A 21,486-nucleotide genomic window follows, 5' to 3' on the forward strand; every position below is an offset into this window, starting at 1 on the left:
GTTGCCATGTCCAGCCGCCCGGGGCAGCCCCCAAGTCAGCTGCCTGCATATGCGGTGCAAGGCGCGTCTCCCACTCTTCCCTAGGGATAAACTCGTGCCACGCCTCTTCCAATTTAAGCGTTGAGCGGCTGGGGGCACGAGAGGGAAAGCGCAATCGACGAATACCATTGATTAAATCGCTGCGATTGCCTGGGAAGCTCATCGCCAGCTGCACTTGATCACCATCAGTCCAGAAAATATGTAAGCGTCGTGCGCCCGCGCTGCGCCTTAACGCACCACGCTTTTTCAACATACTTTCCAGTGGCTTGGTAAGCGCCTTAATCAGCCGGCCAGCGCTTGCCATCGTTGGTATCCGGCGTTTCATGCCAAATCTCTTCAAAGCTCCAGCGGCTGGCTTTGACCTGTTCCAAGATCGCGGTAAGACGGTCGTCACGTGAAAGAGTGAGCGCAGGCAAGGCCGCTAAGCTCTGGCGCGAAAATCAGCTTTTTAAACGCTGCCTGACGGTGTAAATCATTCACCGCTTCGCCATCGACACGCGTTAAGCTTACCCACCCTTCCCCATGAGATGATTCACAGGGAATGCCCTGTAATGCTGCGTGATGCTGTAGCTCTGCCAGCGCATCACTCTCAAACCCAGGACGGCAGTAAACTAACCATGACGTAGGTACCGTTTCACTCACCTCTTCACCTCGATTCCGCCCATCACAAACGGTGAGGGCTGCCTAATTAATTGGGGCGCATCATAGCATTTATCTAGCTAAGGCGTGAGGCGTGAGGTGTGAGGTGTGAGGTGTGAGGTGTGAGGTGTGAGGTGTGAGGTGTGAGGTGTGAGGTGTGAGGCGGAACAGGATATTGGGGAGACCCCATTCACCAACGTTTTCTACTCACGATTCACGACTTACCCTTCACCCAACACAAAAAAAATCCCCCAAGGCATCAGCCCTGGGGGATTTTTCGTAATAAGTGCCTGACGATGACCTACTCTCGCATGGGGAGACCCCACACTACCATCGGCGCTAAGCGGTTTCACTTCTGAGTTCGGCAAGGGATCAGGTGGTTCACGCGTGCTATGGTCGTCAGGCGTAACTGTTAATGTACATCATGCTGTTTGTGATCGTCTCATTGTGCCGCCTGCTCGTTTGAGTCAGGCCACGCTGCGTATCCGGTGTTTTAATGTTGCGTCATCATTACGACCAGACCCCTTGGGTGTTATAGGGTCAAGCCTCACGGGCCATTAGTACACGTTAGCTCAACGCCTTGCAGCGCTTCCACACCGTGCCTATCAACCAGCTGGTCTCGCTGGGCCCTTCAGGAGGCTCTAGGCCTCAGGGATGTCTCATCTTGAAGGGGCTTCCCGCTTAGATGCTTTCAGCGGTTATCCCGTCCGACCATAGCTACCCGGCAATGCCACTGGCGTGGACAACCGGAACACCAGAGGGTCGTCCACTCCGGTCCTCTCGTACTAGGAGCAGCCCTTCTCAAACATCCAACGCCCACGGCAGATAGGGACCGAACTGTCTCACGACGTTCTAAACCCAGCTCGCGTACCACTTTAAATGGCGAACAGCCATACCCTTGGGACCGACTTCAGCCCCAGGATGTGATGAGCCGACATCGAGGTGCCAAACACCGCCGTCGATGTGAACTCTTGGGCGGTATCAGCCTGTTATCCCCGGAGTACCTTTTATCCGTTGAGCGATGGCCCTTCCATACAGAACCACCGGATCACTAGAACCTGCTTTCGCACCTGCTCGACGTGTCTGTCTCGCAGTCAAGCACCCTTATGCTCTTGCACTCAATGCACGATGTCCGACCGTGCTGAGGGTACCTTCGTGCTCCTCCGTTACTCTTTAGGAGGAGACCGCCCCAGTCAAACTACCCACCACACACTGTCCTCGATCCGGATAACGGACCTGAGTGAGAACGCCAATGATGCCAGGCTGGTATTTCAAGGTTGGCTCCACCCGAACTGGCGTCCGAGTTTCAAAGCCTCCCAGCTATCCTACACAGGCAACATCAGCGTCAGTGTGAAGCTATAGTAAAGGTTCACGGGGTCTTTCCGTCTAGCCGCGGGTACACCGCATCTTCACGGCGATTTCAATTTCACTGAGTCTCGGGTGGAGACAGCGTGGCCATCATTACGCCATTCGTGCAGGTCGGAACTTACCCGACAAGGAATTTCGCTACCTTAGGACCGTTATAGTTACGGCCGCCGTTTACCGGGGCTTCAATCAAGAGCTTCGCCTTGCGGCTAACACCATCATTTAACCTTCCGGCACCGGGCAGGCGTCACACCCTATACGTCCGCTTGCGCGTTAGCAGAGTGCTGTGTTTTTAATAAACAGTTGCAGCCACCTGGTATCTTCGACCGGTTCGGGCTAGGAGAGCAAGTCTCTTCACCCTACGCCGGCGTGCCTTCTCCCGAAGTTACGGCACCATTTTGCCTAGTTCCTTCACCCGAGTTCTCTCAAGCGCCTTGGGATTCTCACCCTGACCACCTGTGTCGGTTTGGGGTACGGTCGCACATGATCTGAAGCTTAGAGGCTTTTCCTGGAAGCGTGGCATCAGTGACTTCCTGACCGTGGTCAGTTCATCTCGTGTCTCGGCCTTGAAAGGGTCCGGATTTACCTAAACCCTCAGCCTACTCACTTTCACCAGGACAACCAACGCCTGGCTCACCTAGCCTTCTTCGTCCCCCCATCGCAACCATGTCCGGTACGGAATATTGACCCGTTTCCCATCGACTACGCCTTTCGGCCTCGCCTTAGGGGCCGACTCACTCTGCTCCGATTAGCGTCGAACAGAAACCCTTGGTCTTCCGGCGAGGGAGTTTTTCACTCCCTTTATCGTTACTCATGTCAGCATTCGCACTCGTGATACCTCCAGCAGACTTCTCAATCCACCTTCATTGGCGTACACGACGCTCCTCTACCGCTCATCCTAAGGATGAACCCGTAGCTTCGGTACCTGGTTTAGCCCCGTTACATCTTCCGCGCAGGCCGACTCGACTAGTGAGCTATTACGCTTTCTTTAAAGGATGGCTGCTTCTAAGCCAACCTCCTAGCTGTCTGAGCCTTCCCACATCGTTTCCCACTTAACCAGGATTTCGGGACCTTAGCTGACGGTCTGGGTTGTTTCCCTTTTCACGACGGACGTTAGCACCCGCCGTGTGTCTCCCACGCGTTACTCACCGGTATTCGGAGTTTGCCTCGGGTTGGTAAGTCGGGATGACCCCCTAGCCGAAACAGTGCTCTACCCCCGGCGGTACTACGTGAGGCGCTACCTAAATAGCTTTCGAGGAGAACCAGCTATCTCCGAGCTTGATTAGCCTTTCACTCCGATCCACAAGTCATCCAAATCTTTTTCAACAGATCCTGGTTCGGGCCTCCAATTGATGTTACTCAATCTTCACCCTGCTCATGGATAGATCGCTCGGTTTCGGGTCTATATCCAGCGACTGTGTCGCCCAGTTAAGACTCGGTTTCCCTACGGCTCCCCTATACGGTTAACCTCGCCACTGAATATAAGTCGCTGACCCATTATACAAAAGGTACGCAGTCACAGAACAAGTCTGCTCCTACTGCTTGTACGCACACGGTTTCAGGATCTATTTCACTCCCCTCTCCGGGGTTCTTTTCGCCTTTCCCTCACGGTACTGGTTCACTATCGGTCAGCCAGGAGTATTTAGCCTTGGAGGATGGTCCCCCCGTCTTCAGTCAAGGTTTCTCGTGCCCCGACCTACTCGATTTCACATGATCAGATTTTCGACTACGGGGCTATCACCCGCTACGGCCACGCTTCCCAACGTGTTCGCCTAATCAGTCACATGCTTAAGGGCTGGTCCCCGTTCGCTCGCCGCTACTAGGGGAATCTCGGTTGATTTCTTTTCCTCAGGGTACTTAGATGTTTCAGTTCCCCTGGTTCGCCTCGTACACCTATGTATTCAGTGCACGATACTCATCTTATGATGAGTGGGTTTCCCCATTCAGAAATGCCCGGGTCACAGGTTGTTGCCACCTCACCGAGCCTTATCGCAGGCTACCACGTCTTTCATCGCCTCTGGCTGCCTAGGCATCCACCGTGTGCGCTTCATTGCTTGACCCTATAACCCGAAGGAGTCTGGATGTCGCAATGATCACGTTTCATTTTGCCGGATACGCTTGAGACGTATCACAATTTAAGACCATACCTTGCGGTATGTTCTTGTCAGCATGATATACATTGTTAAAGAGCGACTGCTATACGCAGTGATAAGGCAACGCCGTAGGCGGCTGGCTTATCACTGCGCATCAACAGCTATCTGATCAGGTAATTCATTGTGGACGCTTACCGACTGTGACGCATCGTTTAAGGAGGTGATCCAGCCGCAGGTTCCCCTACGGCTACCTTGTTACGACTTCACCCCAGTCATGAACCACACCGTGGTGATCGCCCTCTTGCGTTAGGCTAACCACTTCTGGTGCAGTCCACTCCCATGGTGTGACGGGCGGTGTGTACAAGGCCCGGGAACGTATTCACCGTGACATTCTGATTCACGATTACTAGCGATTCCGACTTCACGGAGTCGAGTTGCAGACTCCGATCCGGACTGAGACCGGCTTTAAGGGATTCGCTGACTCTCGCGAGCTCGCAGCCCTTTGTACCGGCCATTGTAGCACGTGTGTAGCCCTACCCGTAAGGGCCATGATGACTTGACGTCGTCCCCACCTTCCTCCGGTTTGTCACCGGCAGTCTCCTTAGAGTTCCCACCATTACGTGCTGGCAAATAAGGACAAGGGTTGCGCTCGTTACGGGACTTAACCCAACATTTCACAACACGAGCTGACGACAGCCATGCAGCACCTGTCTTACAGTTCCCGAAGGCACACCAGAATCTCTTCCGGCTTCTGTAGATGTCAAGGGTAGGTAAGGTTCTTCGCGTTGCATCGAATTAAACCACATGCTCCACCGCTTGTGCGGGCCCCCGTCAATTCATTTGAGTTTTAACCTTGCGGCCGTACTCCCCAGGCGGTCGACTTATCGCGTTAACTTCGCCACAAAGTGCTCTAGGCACCCAACGGCTGGTCGACATCGTTTACGGCGTGGACTACCAGGGTATCTAATCCTGTTTGCTACCCACGCTTTCGCACCTCAGTGTCAGTGTCAGTCCAGAAGGCCGCCTTCGCCACTGGTATTCCTCCCGATCTCTACGCATTTCACCGCTACACCGGGAATTCTACCTTCCTCTCCTGCACTCTAGCCTGACAGTTCCGGATGCCGTTCCCAGGTTGAGCCCGGGGCTTTCACAACCGGCTTATCAAGCCACCTACGCGCGCTTTACGCCCAGTAATTCCGATTAACGCTTGCACCCTCCGTATTACCGCGGCTGCTGGCACGGAGTTAGCCGGTGCTTCTTCTGCGAGTGATGTCTTTCCTACCGGGTATTAACCGATAGGCGTTCTTCCTCGCTGAAAGTGCTTTACAACCCGAGGGCCTTCTTCACACACGCGGCATGGCTGGATCAGGGTTGCCCCCATTGTCCAATATTCCCCACTGCTGCCTCCCGTAGGAGTTCGGGCCGTGTCTCAGTCCCGATGTGGCTGATCATCCTCTCAGACCAGCTACGGATCGTTGCCTTGGTAAGCCATTACCTTACCAACTAGCTAATCCGACATAGGCTCATCCAATAGCGGGAGCCGGAGCCCCCTTTCTCCCGTAGGACGTATGCGGTATTAGCCTGGGTTTCCCCAGGTTATCCCCCACTATCGGGCAGATTCCTATGCATTACTCACCCGTCCGCCGCTCGTCAGCGGGTAGCAAGCTACCCCTGTTACCGCTCGACTTGCATGTGTTAGGCCTGCCGCCAGCGTTCAATCTGAGCCATGATCAAACTCTTCAGTTTAAGATCTATGCGGTTCTTACCCGCCACTCGAAAGTGACAGAAGCGAACCAAACTTGGCTCAAGGTTCAAACGAATTCATTCAAAACAGATCCCAAAGGACGAATCCTTTAAAACCTTATTGCTTGAGTCGCTTGCCTTGATATTTGGTGATTTGTCACCAACATCAGCAAGCGCCCACATGAATTACCTGATCAAATTGTTAAAGAGCTGTTTCGCTGTCGGGTTACTGTGAAAGTAACCGGGCTGCCGTTGAACTGGCTTGCCGCAGCGAGGAAGACGCATTCTACGCATTTCCTGGTGGTTGTCAAGGGCGTTGTTTTCGATGTGGTACTCATTACACCCAAAACCGCGAGCTATCGCAAAAGCGGTAACCATTTGACAAACCAAGGCTTTTACACCTTATGCACCGCTGGTAACGCTTGGCGTCCCCGGCAGCGGATGCGTACTTTAAGGCCTCACTATCAAGATAGCAAGTAAAAGACGTATTGCGTATAAAAAAGCGGCAAAAGGTTGCCCTTTTGCCGCAAACCACCGATCAGAACGCCTGACCAGAGAGTGCCTGTTGGCGTGCTTTAGCTCACGCCTTCAGCAATCGACGTTTCAAATTTCAAAACCCAAACCAAAATCTTCGCTGGAGATAGCCATTAGGCTGGAAGCGCCTGACTGGATCATCTGCGCATGAGCCTTGGTGCGCGGCAATAGCCGCTGGTAATAGAAACGGGCAGTATTCAACTTAGCGGCATAGAAAGCTTTATCGTCGCCCTCTAGCGATGTAGATGCCTGCTTGGCCGCGCGGGCAAATAGATAGGCCAGCGTGACGTAGCCTGAATACATAAGGTAATCAACACTCGCCGCGCCGACTTCTTCACGGTCTTGCATCGCCTTCATACCCACGCCCATGGTTAGCTCGCCCCACTCTGCATTGAGCTTCGCCAGTGGTTCGACAAATTCCTTAAGGGCTGGATTGTCAGCTTCGGTTTTGCAAAATTTATGGATCTCTTTGGTGAAAACCTTTAGCGACTCACCTTGGCTCATGAGCACTTTACGGCCCAGCAGATCAAGCGCCTGAATGCCTGTGGTGCCTTCATAGAGTCGAGTAATACGCGCATCACGCACCAACTGCTCCATGCCCCACTCTTTAATAAAGCCATGGCCGCCGTAGATCTGCACACCTTCGTTAGTGCTTTCAAAACCAACTTCGGTCAGGAAGGCTTTAACAATAGGCGTTAGCAAGCCAAGCAGGGTTTCAGCGTGATCTCGCTCTGCACCCGGCTCACCATGCTCCACTACATCGAGCATTTGCGCAGTATAAAGCACCAACATACGCCCGCCTTCGGCGAAGGCTTTCTGGGTCAGCAGCATGCGGCGCACATCAGGGTGGACAATAATCGGATCAGCAGGCTTTTCAGGAGCCTGTTTGCCCGATAAGCCGCGCATCTGTAACCGATCACGGGCATAGCTCAATGAATTCTGAAAACTGGCTTCAATCAACCCCAGCCCTTGAATCCCCACCCCAAGACGCGCAGCGTTCATCATGGTGAACATACACGCCAAGCCTTTATTCGGGGCACCCACCAGATAGCCGGTTGCGCCATCGAAGTTCATCACGCAGGTGGCATTACCATGAATGCCCATCTTGTGCTCGAGCGAACCGCAGGTGACGCCATTACGCTCACCCACACTGCCGTGGGCATCAGGCAAGAACTTAGGCACTACAAATAGCGAAATACCTTTAGATCCTTCCGGTGCGTCGGGCAGTTTTGCCAAAACCAAATGGACGATATTTTCAGCCAGATTATGCTCACCGGCCGAGATAAAAATTTTAGTGCCGGTAATCGCATAGGCATCGCCATCAGCGGGCACTGCTCGGGTCTTGATCAATCCTAGGTCAGTACCGCAGTGCGGCTCGGTTAGGCACATAGTGCCCGTCCATACACCTTCAACCAGCTTGGTGAGATACGTCGCCTTCTGCTCATCGGTGCCATGATGGCGCAGCGCATCCGCCGCACCATGAGAGAGCCCAGGGTACATACCCCACGCCAGGTTAGTCGCGCAGATCATTTCCGACAGCAGCATTGCCAATGAAGGCGGCAAGCCCTGGCCGCCATGGGCAGGATCAGCGGCAAGGCTCGGCCAGCCGCCTTCTACGTACTGTTGGTAGGCTTCTTTAAAGCCGCTAGGCGCTTTGACTTCGCCTCCCTCTAACAGGCAACCCTCTTCATCGCCACTCTGATTGATCGGGAGCAGTACGTCACGGGCGAAGCGTGCGCCCTCTTCTAGAATGGCACTGACCACGTCTGGCGATGCATCGTCACCACTAGGTAGACGCGCGTAGTGAGCGGGGTAGTCGAGCATTTCGTCCATAACGAAACGCATATCACGAATGGGGGCCTGATAGCTGGGCATCACACTTCTCCTGAAATAGGGGGCTTGGAAGCCAATCAGATTCTTTTGACAGAAGGCTTTCAAACACATGTTTGAAAACTATCGCGAGCGCCCCACAGAGTCAAGCGAGCGTTTGAATTTAGCCTTGAAACACACTAGAACTTTGGTCGCCTACGGAGTAACCCATTGACATCAATAATAAAAAACTCGCCAGCTAAAAGCTGACGAGTTTCCCTATTTCCCTTCCACCTACTTACCACTTACTTACTGCATGCGAATGCCGCCATCTAAACGGATCAACTCACCGTTCAGCATGGGATTGGTAATAATCTGCTCGGCTAATTGCGCAAATTCATCCGGCTTACCCAAGCGCTTAGGAAAAGGCACAGCGGCCGCTAGCGCCTGGGCGGCCTCGTCGGGAATCTCGCTCATCATCGGCGTTTCAAATACACCTGGGGCGATGGCCATGACACGAATAGCATGCCGCGACAACTCCCGCGCCGCAGGCAAGCTCATACCCACAACGCCCGCTTTAGAGGCGCTGTAAGCACACTGCCCTACCTGCCCATCAAAAGCGGCGATAGAAGCGGTATTAATAATCACCCCCCGCTCGCCACTCTCATTAGGCGCATTTTTAGCCATTGCGGCAGCCGCGAGGCGCATGACGTTAAAAGTGCCGACCAGGTTGATATTTATCGTTTTGGTGTAGCTGTCTAAATCCGCTGGATTCCCCTCACGATCCACCAGCTTGGCTACGCTAACGACGCCGGCACAGTGAACCACCCCCGAAAGCCCACGCTCCCCCCCCAGCGCTACCGCTGCATCAACTGCCTGCTGCATTTGTTCGGCTGAGGTGATATCTGCCAGGCACGCTTGGGCCTGCTCCCCCAACTGCTCAGCATGGATTTTGACGCTATCGTTTAGGTCGCATAAAACGACGCGGGCACCTGCAGCGACTAACCGCTCAGCGGTTGCTGCCCCTAGCCCCGAAGCGGCACCGGTAATTAAAAAAGTACTCTCCTTAACCTGCATAACCGTATTCCCTATGGTCGTTATGTTTACTTAGCTGTTTTGGCTTCTTCTACCGCCTGGGCACGCAATTTGAAGCGCTGTATCTTGCCGCTGGGGGTTTTAGGCAGCTCATCGACAAACTCAATAATGCGCGGGAAAGCGTGGGTTGATAGCCGCTCACGCACACGTTGCTTGATTTCATCTGCAAGCTCATCACTTGCCTCATAGCCTTCGCGCAGCACGATATACGACTTAATCACTTCGCCGCGAATCTCATCGGGCTGTCCAACCGCCGCAGACTCAGCGACCGCAGGGTGCGTCATCACGCTATTTTCGACATCCGTTGGCCCTACGCGATAACCCGCCGTGGTAATAATGTCGTCGTCGCGGCCAGCAAACTGGAAGGTGCCGTCTTCATTGCGGATAACCACGTCACCGGTCAGGTAATAGCCCTCTACAAAAGGGTTCTTCTCTTGCCAGGTGTAGCCCTGAAAAAAGTGCGCTGGAGATTGCTTGATATCCACCGCAAGGACACCAGGCTCACCGGCAGGCAGCTCTTTATACTCCGCATCCAAAATTGCCAGACGATACCCTGGCATCGGCACACCCATCGCGCCCACATGCTTAAGGTGGTCAAGAGCATGGTGGTTATTACACGTCATGCCGGTCTCAGTCTGGCCGTAGTGATCCATGACCGGACAACCCAACGACCTCTCTACCCAGGTCACCACTTCCGTGTTTAAAGGTTCACCCGCCGAGCTAGCCGCCCGAAGTTGCAACGTTTCATGGGCGTCATCAAACAGACCTGACGCCTTCATCAGCCGATAAGCCGTCGGCGCAGCAGCAAAATTGGTAATATGATGGCGCTTCATAAACGCCAGCGCCCCTTCGGCGCTAAATCCTGCCTCGCAAAAATGCGTCGTCACGCCAAGTAGCAAAGGCCCGGCAATCGCGTAGTAAAGACCATAGGCCCAGCCGGGGTCGGCCATATTCCAAAAACGGTCATCGTCACGCAGGTCAATGGCCAGTTCCATATAGATCGCAAAAGCCGTCATCCCTGCCAGCGGCACAGCTACGCCTTTTGGCTTGCCTACGGTGCCGGAGGTGAACATTTGCAGAAATGGCTCTTCGGGCGAGAGTCGCGGCGGCTTGTCGCTCATTGACGTATGCGTCAACGCTGACAGCCAATCGTGATCCTCGCCGTGTTCACTGGTCGCTCCACCTACAGTCAAAACCGGCGGGCACTGGCTAAGGCCATCAAACTTATAGCGGTTAGCGTGATCGGTAATCACTAGTTTGGTATCCGCACGGCCTAATCGATAATCCACCGCATCGGGGCCAAAAGCGGTAAATAAAGGCTGATAAACCGCGCCAATACGCCATGTGGCGAGTACTGCAATCAATAGCTGTGGTGACCGCGGCAGCATACAGGCAATGCGATCACCTTTACCCAACCCTTGGGATTCAAACCATCCCGCTAACTTCGCGCTCTGCTCATCGAGTTCGGCGTAGGTCAAGGTATGCAAATCACCTTGAGTATCTTCTTGAACCAGCGCCAGCACCTCGCCACGCCCCTCACGCACATGACGACCACAGCAGGCCTCAAAGGCATTCAGCAAGCCGTCCTGGTGGTCATCCAGGCGAGCAATAACGCTATCCACGGAGAAACTATCGCGATAGTGGTGATAGTCGGGCAGTGATTGTGATATCGCTGTCATGATGGCTCTCTTATGTCGTTGATAATTGTTGTTGGTAACGAGCTCTAGGCATTAAAGGTGGGAAAGTAGTCCGTCGCTATAATTATCCGTTGACGTTAACGTAACCCCATAGATAATAGCAACGCTAAAAGTAATCGGTGCAGAGAGCAAGCACTGTTATAAATTGTCGCGTTAGACGTTGGTCGAGGCGGTGGTCATCGAGGCATCAAGCAGGGGTAGGCATAATCATGGCGACAAGCTCATCAGCAAGGTCATCGGGTGAGCGAGGGCCGTTAGGGTCGTACCAGCGAACCGTCCAGTTGAGCGCCCCAAGTACAAAGCGCGAGACAAGAAAGCGGTCACCATGAATCAACCCTGCTGCCAAGGCATCGTCAATCACAGCGACCCACAGCGCCTCGTAAGCATCGCGTAGATGGCTCAAATGGGCACTTGCCGCAGGATCCAGGCGACGCCACTCGAAGAGCGCCACCACATGCGCATTGCGGTCGGTAAATAGCGTTTCTAAATGAGCACGGGCCATGGCACGTAACCGCATCTCAGGCTCAGCGGCACACTCAGCGAGGGCTTTGCGGGCAATCGCCAAGGCATTTTGGGTGCCCTCTTCGATAACCGCGGCGAGGATTTCCTGCTTATCTTTAAAATGGTGAAACAAGCTGCCGGACTTAATGCCCATTTCCTGCGCCAGCATACGCACCGTCGTCCGGTCAAAGCCCTCTTGGACGAATAGCTGAGCGGCGAGGCGCGTCAATTCCTTGCGACGAGGGGATGCATTCATTACATTCATGTCACTCACACTAGCGCTTGCTTGGTTACTCAGGAGAGAACCACAGCACCGCCTACGGGTCAATGTATCACCCACGACTCGATACGATAATCACAATAAAACTGAAGGAGATTGACCATGAGTAACCCCACCGATATTGTATTTCTCGCCGCCAAACGCACGCCAATGGGTGGCATGATGGGCAGCCTTGCGAACATGACGGCGCCACAGCTTGGCGCTGTTGCCATCAAAGCAGCGATTGAAGCGTCAGGCATTGACTCTGCTGCGATCAGCGAGGGCATTATGGGATGTGTACTGCCTGCAGGCGTTAATCAGGGCCCAGCACGTCAGGCAATGCGACAAGCTGGTATTCCCGACGCCAATGGCGCCACGACGATCAATAAGCTGTGCGGCTCGGGCATGAAAGCTACCATGCTTGCCCACGACCTAATCAAGGCAGGCAGCGGCGATATTGTGCTGGCAGGCGGCATGGAATCCATGTCTAACGCCCCACACCTGCTGACCAAGGCACGCGGTGGCTATCGCTTAGGCCACGGCGAGCTCAAAGACCATATGTTTTTGGATGGGTTGGAAGACGCCGAAACGGGCAAACTAATGGGCGTGTTTGCTCAAGATGTCGCTTCGGATCGCGGCTATACCCGTGAGCGCCTGGATGACTTTGCCATTGCCTCGCTTGAGCGCGCCATGGCTGCCACCAACGCGGGCCACCTAAACGCAGAAATGGCACCGGTGATGGTCTCCTCTCGCCAGGGTGAAATCCTGGTCGAACACGACGAGCAGCCCTTCCAAGCCAAGCTCGACAAAATCCGCCAGCTGCGCCCCGCCTTTGCCAAGGACGGCACGATTACCGCCGCCAACGCCAGCTCAATTTCCGACGGCGCTTCGGCACTTATCTTGGCCAGCCAAGCAGCCGCCGATCAGCACGGCATTAAGCCACTGGCGCGCATGTTGGGCCACTCGACCCATTCACAACACCCTAGTGAATTCACCATCGCCCCTGTTGGCGCCATTGATAAGCTTATGAAAAAGCTGGACTGGCGCGTGAACGACGTTGATCTATTTGAAATTAACGAAGCCTTTGCAGTGGTGACACTCATGGCAATGGATGACTTGGGCCTCCCCCATGACAAGGTCAATGTGTTTGGCGGTGCCTGCGCCCAAGGCCACCCCATTGGCTCCACCGGCTCGCGTATTATTGCCACACTGATTCATGCCCTGCGCACTAAAGGCGGCAAACGCGGCATTGCTAGCTTATGCATTGGCGGCGGCGAAGCGACGGCCATCGCCGTCGAGCTAATCGACTAATTCGCGATCTTTAAAGAGAGAGCTGGAAGAGAGAGCTAGAAGAGAAAGCTGCTGGAAAACGCCCTGGCACGGTTACCGAGCCAGGGCGCTTAGCCACACAGCGGCAAACAACCAACCAAGCCCCAGCATGGGAAGCGACCAGCGATGAAACTCCATCAACATCCCCGGCTGGCGCGCCAATCGCAGCGCAATTAAATTAGCCATTGAGCCAATCACTAAACCAAAACCGCCCACGCTGACACCCCAGGCGAGCGGCTGCCACTCGCTTTGCTGGGCAAGCAGCAGCGTTGCCGGCACGTTGGATAACAGCTGTGAGAGCAGCACACCGACGCTGGTATCGCCACCCGGCCACAGCTGCATCGTAGCAATCGCCTGCCGAACGACGCCCAACTCTCCGATCACACTCAAATTTACAAACATTAAGACAAACACGACCAGCAACAGCCAATCAATGCTGAATACCGCCCGTCGGGCCACGAGCAACATCGCTAGCAGAACGCCCGCCATTGCCTGGGCAGCCCAGCCCATTTCAACGGCGAGCAAGAACAGCGGGTAGCCGATGAGCGCGGCCCATAACGGTTTTTGTAACCGCTCATTGGGCGCGCTTGCCACTGTATCCAGGCGTATTAATGCTTTAGGAAACGCCAAGGGAACAAGTAGCAACAGCAGCACCATCAGCCCCACTCCCAGCGGCAGCATGACGGATAAAAACTCGCCAAAACTAACGCCTGAATGCTGCCATAAATAAAGGTTTTGTGGATTACCTATCGGGCTCAGCGATGACCCAGCGTTGACCGCCAGCGCTTCAAATACAATCAAACGCCCAATCGGCAGTGCCGCCATTCCTGCCAGGCTAAGCGTCAGCGGCACCACAATAAACAGCGCCACATCGTTGGTAACTACCGCGGAAAGCAGCCCCGAAAACATTACCAGCCCAACCGCTAGGCGACGCTCGCCACGCAGGTGGGCTAACAACCGCCGCCCCCAGAGGGTTAAATAGCCGCTCAGTTCTAACGCTCTACTAAGCACCATCAGGCCCGTCAACACTGCCAGGGTTGTCCAGTGAACACGTTCAGCCATCTCCATCAACGACTGGGGCTGCAGCCACCACAGAACGCCGCCTAGGCCGCTCATAAAGAGCAGCATAGGATCGTTAAGAAAACGCTGAACAAACACACTAACAGGTGTCGCTAACCGCTTTGTTGCAAACACGCCATAGACCGCTCAGAGAAAACCGCATGATAGCGTTAACTGACTCTGAGTAAACGTAAATTGCTCACGTCAGCATGCTAAGCAGAAGCCATTAAGCTGGCTTGACGGCGAACCTGGGTATCAGCCAAGGCGGTGTCTTGATGGCTAAGCTGCTCCCATTCGGGATATTCGGCGTGCTCTTCACTCACTTCAGCCAAGCTTGAGTCGTTCTCTACCACGCTAAACTGGCCAGCATATTCACGCATCTGCAAGGCTTCTTGAGACAACACCTCTGCGCTCTGGGCTGCTTGATTGACTAAACGCATGGTGTCTTGGGTGGTGGTATCAATTTGGGTCACCGCTTGATTGACCTCTTCAATGCCTCGCCGCTGCTCCTCAGAGGCATGGGTGATTTGCGTCATCAGCGTATTGACGTTACTCGCCGCTTGCATGATCGCCCGAGTATGTTCGCCGGCCTGTAGGGACAGAACGCTACCCTGCTGAACACTCGCACTCGACGCTTCAATGCGCGTCCGTATATCGCTGGCGGCACTGGCACTGCGGGTTGCCAGCGCACGCACTTCATTGGCCACCACCGCAAATCCACGCCCATGTTCTCCGGCGCGCGCCGCTTCAACCGATGCATTGAGCGCTAAAATATTGGTTTGAAAAGCAATACTTTCAATCATTCGAATAATGCTTTGAATCTCTTCGGAGTGATCATTGATCGCCTCCATCGTAGCGATAAACTGGCTAATTACCTCGTCACCCTGCTGCGCTTTGTGGGACACATCCGCCGTGGACTGATTAACATGCGCCGCGCTTTCAGCATTCTGGTTCACCGTGGCGGTCAGCTGCTCCAAGCTCGCGGCCATTTGCTGCAAGGCTGAGACTTGAGTGTCGGTTTGGCTCGCCAGAAGTTGGTTCTGCTCGGTCATCTCCTGGCTGTTGCTATACACCTGCTGACTACTTGCGTTAAGTCGCTTAACAGTCGCCGTCAACGAGTGCTGCATCTTGTCCAACTCACTAAACAGCTGACCAATTTCGTTGGTTGAGTGTGCTGTTACCGGCGCTGACAGATCACCGCTAGCAATGCGCTGAAAATGCCCAGTGATCGTTTTTAATGGGCGCAGCACGTTTTTACGCACACCCCATACCACTACTGTCACTACCAGCAGTGCAGTACCCAGCGCCGCAATCACGCCCCAAAAAAGCAGCGATGAAACCTGCTCAAAGCGCGCGAACAGCGCGTTACCCCGCTGGGTTGAGGCTGCAAAAAATGCTTCGGCACTCTCCACAAAGTGCTGACTGCTATCATCCACCCGCGACTCGCCTGAGAAGAAACCGGATATATCGCGCTCTTCCAGCATCATCATCTGAAGATTGAGATTATTGTTAACGAATGATTGAAAGCTCGACGCTAACTGATCCACAAGTGCCTGTTGATTTTGATCAAAATCACTCGCTGTAAATTGAGAGAAATTCTCAGTGGCCGAGTCAAGCAACCGCTGGGCTTCTTCTATCAAGGGGTCAGGCCGATCAAATGAAGGGGTACGGATTAACTCCGCCGCACGGTTCATCTGAATTCGCGAACGCAATAGCTGGGAGTAGGCGCTATCGAGGTTGCTAATTTGCGCCATGTCCCTTTCATGAAGTGACGTGAATGCCTCACGGCCAAAATGGTTGGCGAACAGCCCCAACGCGCCAATAACGACCACCAAGCCACTCAAGGCGACGAGTACCAGCGTCCAACTCGCTTTAACGCTTAAATTATTAATCCATTTCATCTCAACCCTCCCCTTTCAGTAAGGTTAATCAGACGTGTGGAGGGGCAGCCACAGCTGCAGGCGCCGACGAATCTCTAATAACGCCTGCTCATAAGCATCTGACTTGCCAATCAGGCGAGGGTCTCGAATATCCCAGAACAGCACCTCGCCCGCCTTTCCTTGCCATTCACGGCAGGCTTGCTGGGCTTTGTCGCAAAGCACAATGACAAAATCGAAGGTTTCGCTTTCAAACTCATCCAGCGACTTACTGCGCAAGCCTTCTGTGGGCAACCCCTGCTTGCGCAACGCTTCAAGGGTCAATGCATGGGGCTGATCGGGTTCAGACCCGGCACTAAAGGCTTCAAACTGATCAGCTGCCAAATAGCGAAGCAGCGCCTCTCCCATCAACGACCGTGCAGAATTAGCATTGCAGAGAAACAACACGCGGCGCTTCGACATAAATAAACAGCCTCTTATTTGATTGATGGCTGCCAATCTACGCCTGGATCATGACGGCATTATTGCAACTGGCAGGCTGCGCTGGAAATATACGGAAAAACATATATCATGAAGCAACTAACCGATCATGGCTTGAACAGGTAGAACCTAATGTCCCACCTTGATGACTTACCCAATATTGATGCCGCGCTTTTCGAGCCCCCCAGCAGCGAGCGGCTTGGAGTACCACAACGTGCTGAACATGCACCTAAAATATTGCTGCTATACGGCTCGCTACGTGAACGCTCTTTTAGTCGTTTAATGGTTGAGGAAGCCGCACGCTTGCTCAATGCCATGGGCGCCGAAACACGCATCTTTGATCCTAGAGGATTACCATTGCCGGATAGTGAAGATGCCAGCCACCCCAAAGTTGAAGAGCTACGCCAATTGGCCCAATGGGCCGAAGGGATGGTGTGGTGCTCGCCGGAACGCCACGGCGCGATGACCGGCATTATGAAAGCGCAAATTGATTGGATCCCGCTCTCCCTGGGCGGCGTACGTCCCACCCAAGGCAAGACATTGGCGGTGATGCAGGTGTGCGGCGGTTCGCAGTCTTTCAATACCGTCAACCAACTGCGTATTTTGGGCCGCTGGATGCGCATGCTGACGATCCCCAATCAATCGTCCGTACCCAAGGCCTTTATGGAGTTTGATGATAACGACAGGATGAAAGCCTCCCCTTTCTACGACCGTATCGTCGACGTTATGGAAGAGCTGGTGAAATTCACGCTGCTGGTGCGTGACCGCAGCGAACTGCTCACGGATCGTTACTCGGAGCGCAAAGAGAGCGCGGAAGAAGTCTCCAAACGGGTTAATCAACGCGCCATTTAATCAGGAGCTTCACATGTCAGCACTGCAAGATAACGCATCGCCCTCCACTGCCGAAGGCATGGGAGTCTTTGAACGCTACCTCTCACTATGGGTAGCACTTGCCATTGTGATGGGCATTTTAGTCGGGCAATTTATCCCAGCGGTACCGGAAACGCTGTCACGCTTTGAAGTGGCGCAGGTTTCGATACCCGTGGCAATACTCATCTGGGCGATGATATTCCCCATGATGGCGCAAATTGACTTTACCTCCTTATTAGGTGTCCGGCGCCAGCCAAAAGGGTTGATCATCACGACCTCCGTTAACTGGTTGATCAAACCCTTCACCATGTTCGCCATTGCCTGGCTATTTCTAATGGTGATCTTTCGACCGTTGATTCCCGCCGAGCTAGCCAGTCAGTATCTAGCCGGTGCCATTCTACTCGGAGCTGCGCCGTGTACCGCCATGGTGTTTGTGTGGAGCTACCTCACCCGCGGCGATGCTGCCTACACCCTGGTGCAGGTGGCGCTTAATGACCTGATTATGCTGTTCGCGTTTGCTCCTATCGTGGTCTTCCTACTGGGCATTTCCAATATTCAGGTGCCCTGGGACACCGTCGCACTATCAGTGATCCTATATATAGTGATTCCCCTGGCGGCGGGCTATATCACCCGGCAGAGCTTGATTAAAAAACGCGGCGCCGAATGGTACGACAATGTCTTTATGAAGCGCGTTGGCCCGATCACGCCGATTGGTTTGATCATTACCCTAGTGCTGCTGTTTGCCTTCCAGGGCGAGGTCATTCTGAATAATCCGCTGCATATCGTGCTGATCTCGATCCCGCTGATTATTCAGACCTTTTTGATCTTCTTTATTACCTATGGCTGGGCTAAAGCCTGGAAGTTGCCGCACAATATTGCCGCCCCGGGGGCGATGATTGGTGCGAGCAATTTCTTTGAGTTAGCCGTCGCGGCAGCGATTGCGCTATTTGGCTTACAGTCGGGCGCGGCGCTGGCCACGGTAGTGGGCGTATTGGTCGAAGTACCGCTGATGCTGGCACTGGTAAGAATTGCCAATAAGACCCGCCACCATTTTCCGGCAGAAGCGAATTAATCGGGAGTAAGCGCTATGGCTCACTATTTGGTATTTCTAGGCTCAACCCGCACCAGCACACCGCCCTCCCCGGCTCGCCTTGGCGAGCGGGTCGCAAAAGCGTGCGAGCGCTTGCTTTCATCGCTCCCTCATACAACGGCGGAAATTATTGATCCGCTAGCGCTAAACTTAAGCGATCCGTTTAAGCCGCATTTTGCTTACGCAAAAAACGATGCGCCGGAGGACTTAGCAGAGCTGGCTGATAAAATCGCCGCTGCCGATGGCTATGTGATGGTCAGTCCAGAATATAACCACTCCATGAGCCCGGCGCTTAGCCATCTGATAAACCACTTCGGCGCATCGCTGTTTGCGTTTAAACCCAGCGCCATCGTGACCTACTCAATGGGCCAGTGGGGCGGCGTGCGTGCAGCAGTCGCCATGCGCGCGTTTCTCTCCGAGCTTGGCTGCCTGCCCGTATCAGCCATGATTCATATACCTAAAGCTCAGGAGGCGCTAAACGAAGAGGGGCAATTTGAGCAAGAGCAGGAACGTTGGGAAAGCTATTTTGGCCGCACGTTAGGCCAACTCATGTGGTGGGCGGAAGCCGCGGCTAGCTATAAACAGCAGGTAGATCCAACGCGGGTATCGCCCGCTTTTAAAACCGCGCCCTCGCAACGCAACGCGCCCGGCAGTGAAAGCAACTAATCGATCGTGAGGAGACCATGCCCGTCACTATTTACCACAACCCCAACTGCGGTACGTCGCGCAACACCCTGGCAATGATCAAAGCCTCCGGCGAAACACCAGAGGTGATCCATTATCTGGAAGCACCGCCCAGCCGGGAAGAGTTGGAAAAGCTATTGGCGATGATGCAGATCTCACCCAGGGAGCTACTACGTCGCAAAGGTGCTCCCTATGAAGAACTTAAATTGGATGATCCTTTATTGAGCGATGATCAACTTATCGACACCATGATGGCCCACCCGATTCTGATTAATCGCCCTATTGTGGTGACCAATAAGGGCACACGCCTGTGCCGCCCTTCAGAGCAAGTATTAGCGCTTTTGGAAAAACCGATCAAACACTTCACCAAAGAAGACGGTGACATAGTGACCTACCCATGAGGAAAAACGCTGCCTCACCCTGCATTGAGGAGGCTTGGAACAGCCATCATCAGGCACTGCGCTATTACCTCTTGGCACTATGCAACAACAGGGACGCCGCCGACGAAATCTTGCAGCGTGTCTATGTAAAAGCGCTGACGCATCGCGCCCAGTTTTGCCAACTGGCAGAACCCAAAGCATGGCTTTATACGGTCGCCAAACATGAGTGGATTGATGAGTTGCGCCGCTCAACGCCTGACACTCAATCGCTAGATACCGCAACAGCAGCGCCATTGCCTAATAACCACACTGATGCCCACCTTCCCTTAGCGAGCTTGGCTACCTGCATCGCGAAGGCACTGGCTCATTGTACTGACGAAGACGCCGATATTGTCGGTGCCTGTGACCTTAACGGCGTTAAGCAAAGTGACTATGCCCAGCGTCATGGTTTAACGCTCCCTGCGACCAAAGCGCGGCTACTGCGCGCCCGGAAACGTCTCCGCGAAACCTTGGTTGCCCAGTGCGGGATCGTCTTTGATGATCAAGGCCATGTCTGCTGCCATCGGGCGATACCCTTTACCGAATAAGTACCTTAGCGAATATTTATTTGGCTTTTCCCTGCGTCCTTTTCCACATTGCTTCGTCTTCTTTATAGAACCGTTCATATAAAGGAAAGCAGCGATGTTGGAGATCTATACCTGGCTGGCCAGTTGGCTGGTATACGGCCTTGGCGGTTTTGACCCTAACAGCAAGTTAGGTAGCTCACTGCACTTTTTCGTCGAGGACACGAGCAAAATTTTCGCGTTACTGGTGGTGATGATTTATGCCATTGCCTTGTTACGCGCCTCGCTCAATCTGGAGCGGGTGCGTTATTACATTCAGCAAAAGAACCGTTTCGCAGGCTACGGCTTAGGCGCTGGTTTTGGCGCGATTACACCGTTCTGTTCTTGCTCAAGCATTCCGTTGTTTCTCGGGTTCACCAGTGCAGGCATTCCTCTGGGCATTACCATGGCGTTTCTGTTTACCTCACCGATTATTAATGAAGTTGCCGTCATCATGCTATGGAGCCTGCTAGGCTGGGAATTCACTCTGGTGTACATCGCCATCGGAATGACCGTGGGCATAGGCGGCGGCATACTGCTCGATAGCTTAGGCGCTGAACGCTGGTTAAAAGACTTTGCGGCGAAAGCCTATCAGAACGCAGCAACAAGCCCGCAAGCAAATCGGCCTGCTCCGGAACCTGCGTCACTGACTTTGAGAGAACGCCACGAATTTGCCCGCAATGAACTTTTCGACATTGTCGCGCGGATTTGGAAGTGGATCATCATCGGCGTGGGGCTGGGCGCCGCGCTGCATGGCTTTGTGCCGGATGGCTGGTTCAGTGACAACCTGGGCAGCGGCCAATGGTGGAGTGTTCCGGTGGCCGTGTTGGCGGGCTTACCGCTTTACTCCAACGCTACCGGCGTTATTCCCATCATGGAAAGCTTGATCACGAAAGGATTGCCTGTGGGTACAACACTGGCCTTCTGCATGAGCACCGTCGCGGCGAGCTTTCCCGAATTTATCATGCTCAAGCAGGTCATGCTGTGGCGCTTACTAGCCACCATTTTCATCATTCTACTTATCAACTTTATGTTGGTGGGCTGGATAATTAACCTGCTGGCACCCTGGTTATTCAGCAGTTTATAAACCCAAGAGGATACAGCATGAAAAAGATCGAAGTATTAGGCACAGGCTGCAAAAAGTGCACCGTCACTGCGGAGCAAATTACGACTATTGCCAAAGAGTTGGGCACCGATGTTGAGGTGACTAAAGTCACTGACCCACAAATCATCATGCAGTATCAGGTTATGTCGACCCCGGCGGTCGCGGTCAATGGCAAGCTTGCCCACAGCGGGGGTATTCCAGATCGTAAAAAAATCGAAGCTATACTGAAAGCCTAA

General features: G+C 53.8%; 15 protein-coding genes, 3 rRNA genes and 1 pseudogene. 8 read left to right on the forward strand and 11 right to left on the reverse strand.

What is annotated here, in order from left to right; translation table 11 throughout:
- The 8 genes and pseudogenes from rlmM to U738_RS18145 form a co-directional block, all read right to left on the reverse strand.
- A pseudogene (gene rlmM / locus U738_RS23040) lies at positions 1 to 681 on the reverse strand (23S rRNA (cytidine(2498)-2'-O)-methyltransferase RlmM); the annotation flags it as partial.
- A gap of 285 nt (positions 682 to 966) precedes the next feature.
- Positions 967 to 1,082, reverse strand: a 5S ribosomal RNA gene (rrf, locus tag U738_RS18115).
- A gap of 132 nt (positions 1,083 to 1,214) precedes the next feature.
- Positions 1,215 to 4,103, reverse strand: a 23S ribosomal RNA gene (locus U738_RS18120).
- Between the two features lie 246 nt (positions 4,104 to 4,349).
- Positions 4,350 to 5,882: ribosomal RNA gene (locus U738_RS18125) — 16S ribosomal RNA — on the reverse strand.
- Together the 16S, 23S and 5S rRNA genes form the textbook arrangement of a ribosomal RNA operon.
- Positions 5,883 to 6,482: 600 nt before the next feature.
- Positions 6,483 to 8,288, reverse strand: coding sequence for an acyl-CoA dehydrogenase C-terminal domain-containing protein (locus U738_RS18130; protein ID WP_035583812.1), 1,806 nt, complete (start codon positions 8,286 to 8,288; stop codon positions 6,483 to 6,485).
- Between the two features lie 243 nt (positions 8,289 to 8,531).
- Positions 8,532 to 9,299, reverse strand: coding sequence for an SDR family NAD(P)-dependent oxidoreductase (locus U738_RS18135; protein ID WP_035583813.1), 768 nt, complete (start codon positions 9,297 to 9,299; stop codon positions 8,532 to 8,534).
- A gap of 26 nt (positions 9,300 to 9,325) precedes the next feature.
- Positions 9,326 to 10,996, reverse strand: coding sequence for an AMP-binding protein (locus tag U738_RS18140; protein WP_035583814.1), 1,671 nt, complete (start codon positions 10,994 to 10,996; stop codon positions 9,326 to 9,328).
- A 205-nt stretch (positions 10,997 to 11,201) separates the two neighbouring features.
- Positions 11,202 to 11,771: a TetR/AcrR family transcriptional regulator gene (locus U738_RS18145; protein WP_035583816.1), complete on the reverse strand. Its 570-nt coding sequence runs from the start codon at positions 11,769 to 11,771 to the stop codon at positions 11,202 to 11,204.
- Between the two features lie 126 nt (positions 11,772 to 11,897).
- Here U738_RS18145 and U738_RS18150 point away from each other — a divergent pair, with 126 nt between their 5' ends.
- Positions 11,898 to 13,085: an acetyl-CoA C-acyltransferase gene (locus U738_RS18150; protein ID WP_035583818.1), complete on the forward strand. Its 1,188-nt coding sequence runs from the start codon at positions 11,898 to 11,900 to the stop codon at positions 13,083 to 13,085.
- 72 nt (positions 13,086 to 13,157) lie between these two features.
- Here the strand turns inward: U738_RS18150 and U738_RS18155 are convergent, their stop codons facing one another.
- The 3 genes from U738_RS18155 to U738_RS18165 form a co-directional block, all read right to left on the reverse strand.
- On the reverse strand, positions 13,158 to 14,297 hold the full coding sequence (locus U738_RS18155) for an SLC13 family permease (RefSeq protein WP_231896833.1): 1,140 nt from the start codon (positions 14,295 to 14,297) through the stop codon (positions 13,158 to 13,160).
- Between the two features lie 77 nt (positions 14,298 to 14,374).
- Positions 14,375 to 16,063 (reverse strand): methyl-accepting chemotaxis protein, encoded by a 1,689-nt coding sequence (locus U738_RS18160; RefSeq protein WP_035583820.1) that lies wholly within the window; start codon positions 16,061 to 16,063, stop codon positions 14,375 to 14,377.
- Positions 16,064 to 16,087: 24 nt separating this feature from the next.
- Positions 16,088 to 16,501, reverse strand: coding sequence for an arsenate reductase ArsC (locus U738_RS18165; protein ID WP_035583822.1), 414 nt, complete (start codon positions 16,499 to 16,501; stop codon positions 16,088 to 16,090).
- A gap of 150 nt (positions 16,502 to 16,651) precedes the next feature.
- Between U738_RS18165 and arsH the strand changes: the two genes are divergently transcribed.
- From arsH to U738_RS18200, 7 genes are all read left to right on the forward strand, one after another.
- Positions 16,652 to 17,371: an arsenical resistance protein ArsH gene (gene arsH, locus U738_RS18170; RefSeq protein WP_035583824.1), complete on the forward strand. Its 720-nt coding sequence runs from the start codon at positions 16,652 to 16,654 to the stop codon at positions 17,369 to 17,371.
- 13 nt (positions 17,372 to 17,384) lie between these two features.
- Positions 17,385 to 18,461: an ACR3 family arsenite efflux transporter gene (gene arsB / locus U738_RS18175; protein ID WP_035583826.1), complete on the forward strand. Its 1,077-nt coding sequence runs from the start codon at positions 17,385 to 17,387 to the stop codon at positions 18,459 to 18,461.
- A gap of 15 nt (positions 18,462 to 18,476) precedes the next feature.
- Positions 18,477 to 19,145 carry an NADPH-dependent FMN reductase gene (locus U738_RS18180; RefSeq protein WP_035583828.1) on the forward strand — a complete coding sequence of 223 codons (669 nt, stop codon included), beginning with the start codon at positions 18,477 to 18,479 and terminating at the stop codon, positions 19,143 to 19,145.
- A gap of 17 nt (positions 19,146 to 19,162) precedes the next feature.
- Complete coding sequence (gene arsC / locus U738_RS18185; protein ID WP_035583830.1) at positions 19,163 to 19,564, forward strand: arsenate reductase (glutaredoxin); 402 nt, start codon at positions 19,163 to 19,165, stop codon at positions 19,562 to 19,564.
- A complete protein-coding gene (locus U738_RS18190) occupies positions 19,561 to 20,130 on the forward strand; it encodes an RNA polymerase sigma factor (RefSeq protein ID WP_035583832.1) in 570 nt (189 codons plus the stop codon). Before arsC ends, U738_RS18190 begins: the two co-directional genes overlap by 4 nt.
- A 94-nt stretch (positions 20,131 to 20,224) precedes the next feature.
- Complete coding sequence (locus U738_RS18195; RefSeq protein WP_035583835.1) at positions 20,225 to 21,232, forward strand: permease; 1,008 nt, start codon at positions 20,225 to 20,227, stop codon at positions 21,230 to 21,232.
- A 17-nt stretch (positions 21,233 to 21,249) separates the two neighbouring features.
- A complete protein-coding gene (locus U738_RS18200; RefSeq protein WP_035583836.1) occupies positions 21,250 to 21,486 on the forward strand; it encodes a thioredoxin family protein in 237 nt (78 codons plus the stop codon).

This window comes from Halomonas sp. TG39a (genome assembly GCF_000744395.1).
In the GTDB taxonomy this organism is placed as follows: Bacteria; Pseudomonadota; Gammaproteobacteria; order Pseudomonadales; family Halomonadaceae; genus Vreelandella; species Vreelandella ventosae_B.

Bases quoted from the DNA above. Each gene is read 5' to 3' on its own strand.
- U738_RS18130 (WP_035583812.1), bottom strand. From the start codon at position 8,288: ATGCCCAGCTATCAGGCCCCCATTCGTGATATGCGTTTCGTTATGGAC.
- U738_RS18135 (WP_035583813.1), bottom strand. From the start codon at position 9,299: ATGCAGGTTAAGGAGAGTACTTTTTTAATTACCGGTGCCGCTTCGGGG.
- U738_RS18140 (WP_035583814.1), bottom strand. From the start codon at position 10,996: ATGACAGCGATATCACAATCACTGCCCGACTATCACCACTATCGCGAT.
- U738_RS18145 (WP_035583816.1), bottom strand. From the start codon at position 11,771: ATGAATGCATCCCCTCGTCGCAAGGAATTGACGCGCCTCGCCGCTCAG.
- U738_RS18150 (WP_035583818.1), top strand. From the start codon at position 11,898: ATGAGTAACCCCACCGATATTGTATTTCTCGCCGCCAAACGCACGCCA.
- U738_RS18160 (WP_035583820.1), bottom strand. From the start codon at position 16,063: ATGAAATGGATTAATAATTTAAGCGTTAAAGCGAGTTGGACGCTGGTA.
- U738_RS18165 (WP_035583822.1), bottom strand. From the start codon at position 16,501: ATGTCGAAGCGCCGCGTGTTGTTTCTCTGCAATGCTAATTCTGCACGG.
- arsH (WP_035583824.1), top strand. From the start codon at position 16,652: ATGTCCCACCTTGATGACTTACCCAATATTGATGCCGCGCTTTTCGAG.
- arsB (WP_035583826.1), top strand. From the start codon at position 17,385: ATGTCAGCACTGCAAGATAACGCATCGCCCTCCACTGCCGAAGGCATG.
- U738_RS18180 (WP_035583828.1), top strand. From the start codon at position 18,477: ATGGCTCACTATTTGGTATTTCTAGGCTCAACCCGCACCAGCACACCG.
- arsC (WP_035583830.1), top strand. From the start codon at position 19,163: ATGCCCGTCACTATTTACCACAACCCCAACTGCGGTACGTCGCGCAAC.
- U738_RS18190 (WP_035583832.1), top strand. From the start codon at position 19,561: ATGAGGAAAAACGCTGCCTCACCCTGCATTGAGGAGGCTTGGAACAGC.
- U738_RS18195 (WP_035583835.1), top strand. From the start codon at position 20,225: ATGTTGGAGATCTATACCTGGCTGGCCAGTTGGCTGGTATACGGCCTT.
- U738_RS18200 (WP_035583836.1), top strand. From the start codon at position 21,250: ATGAAAAAGATCGAAGTATTAGGCACAGGCTGCAAAAAGTGCACCGTC.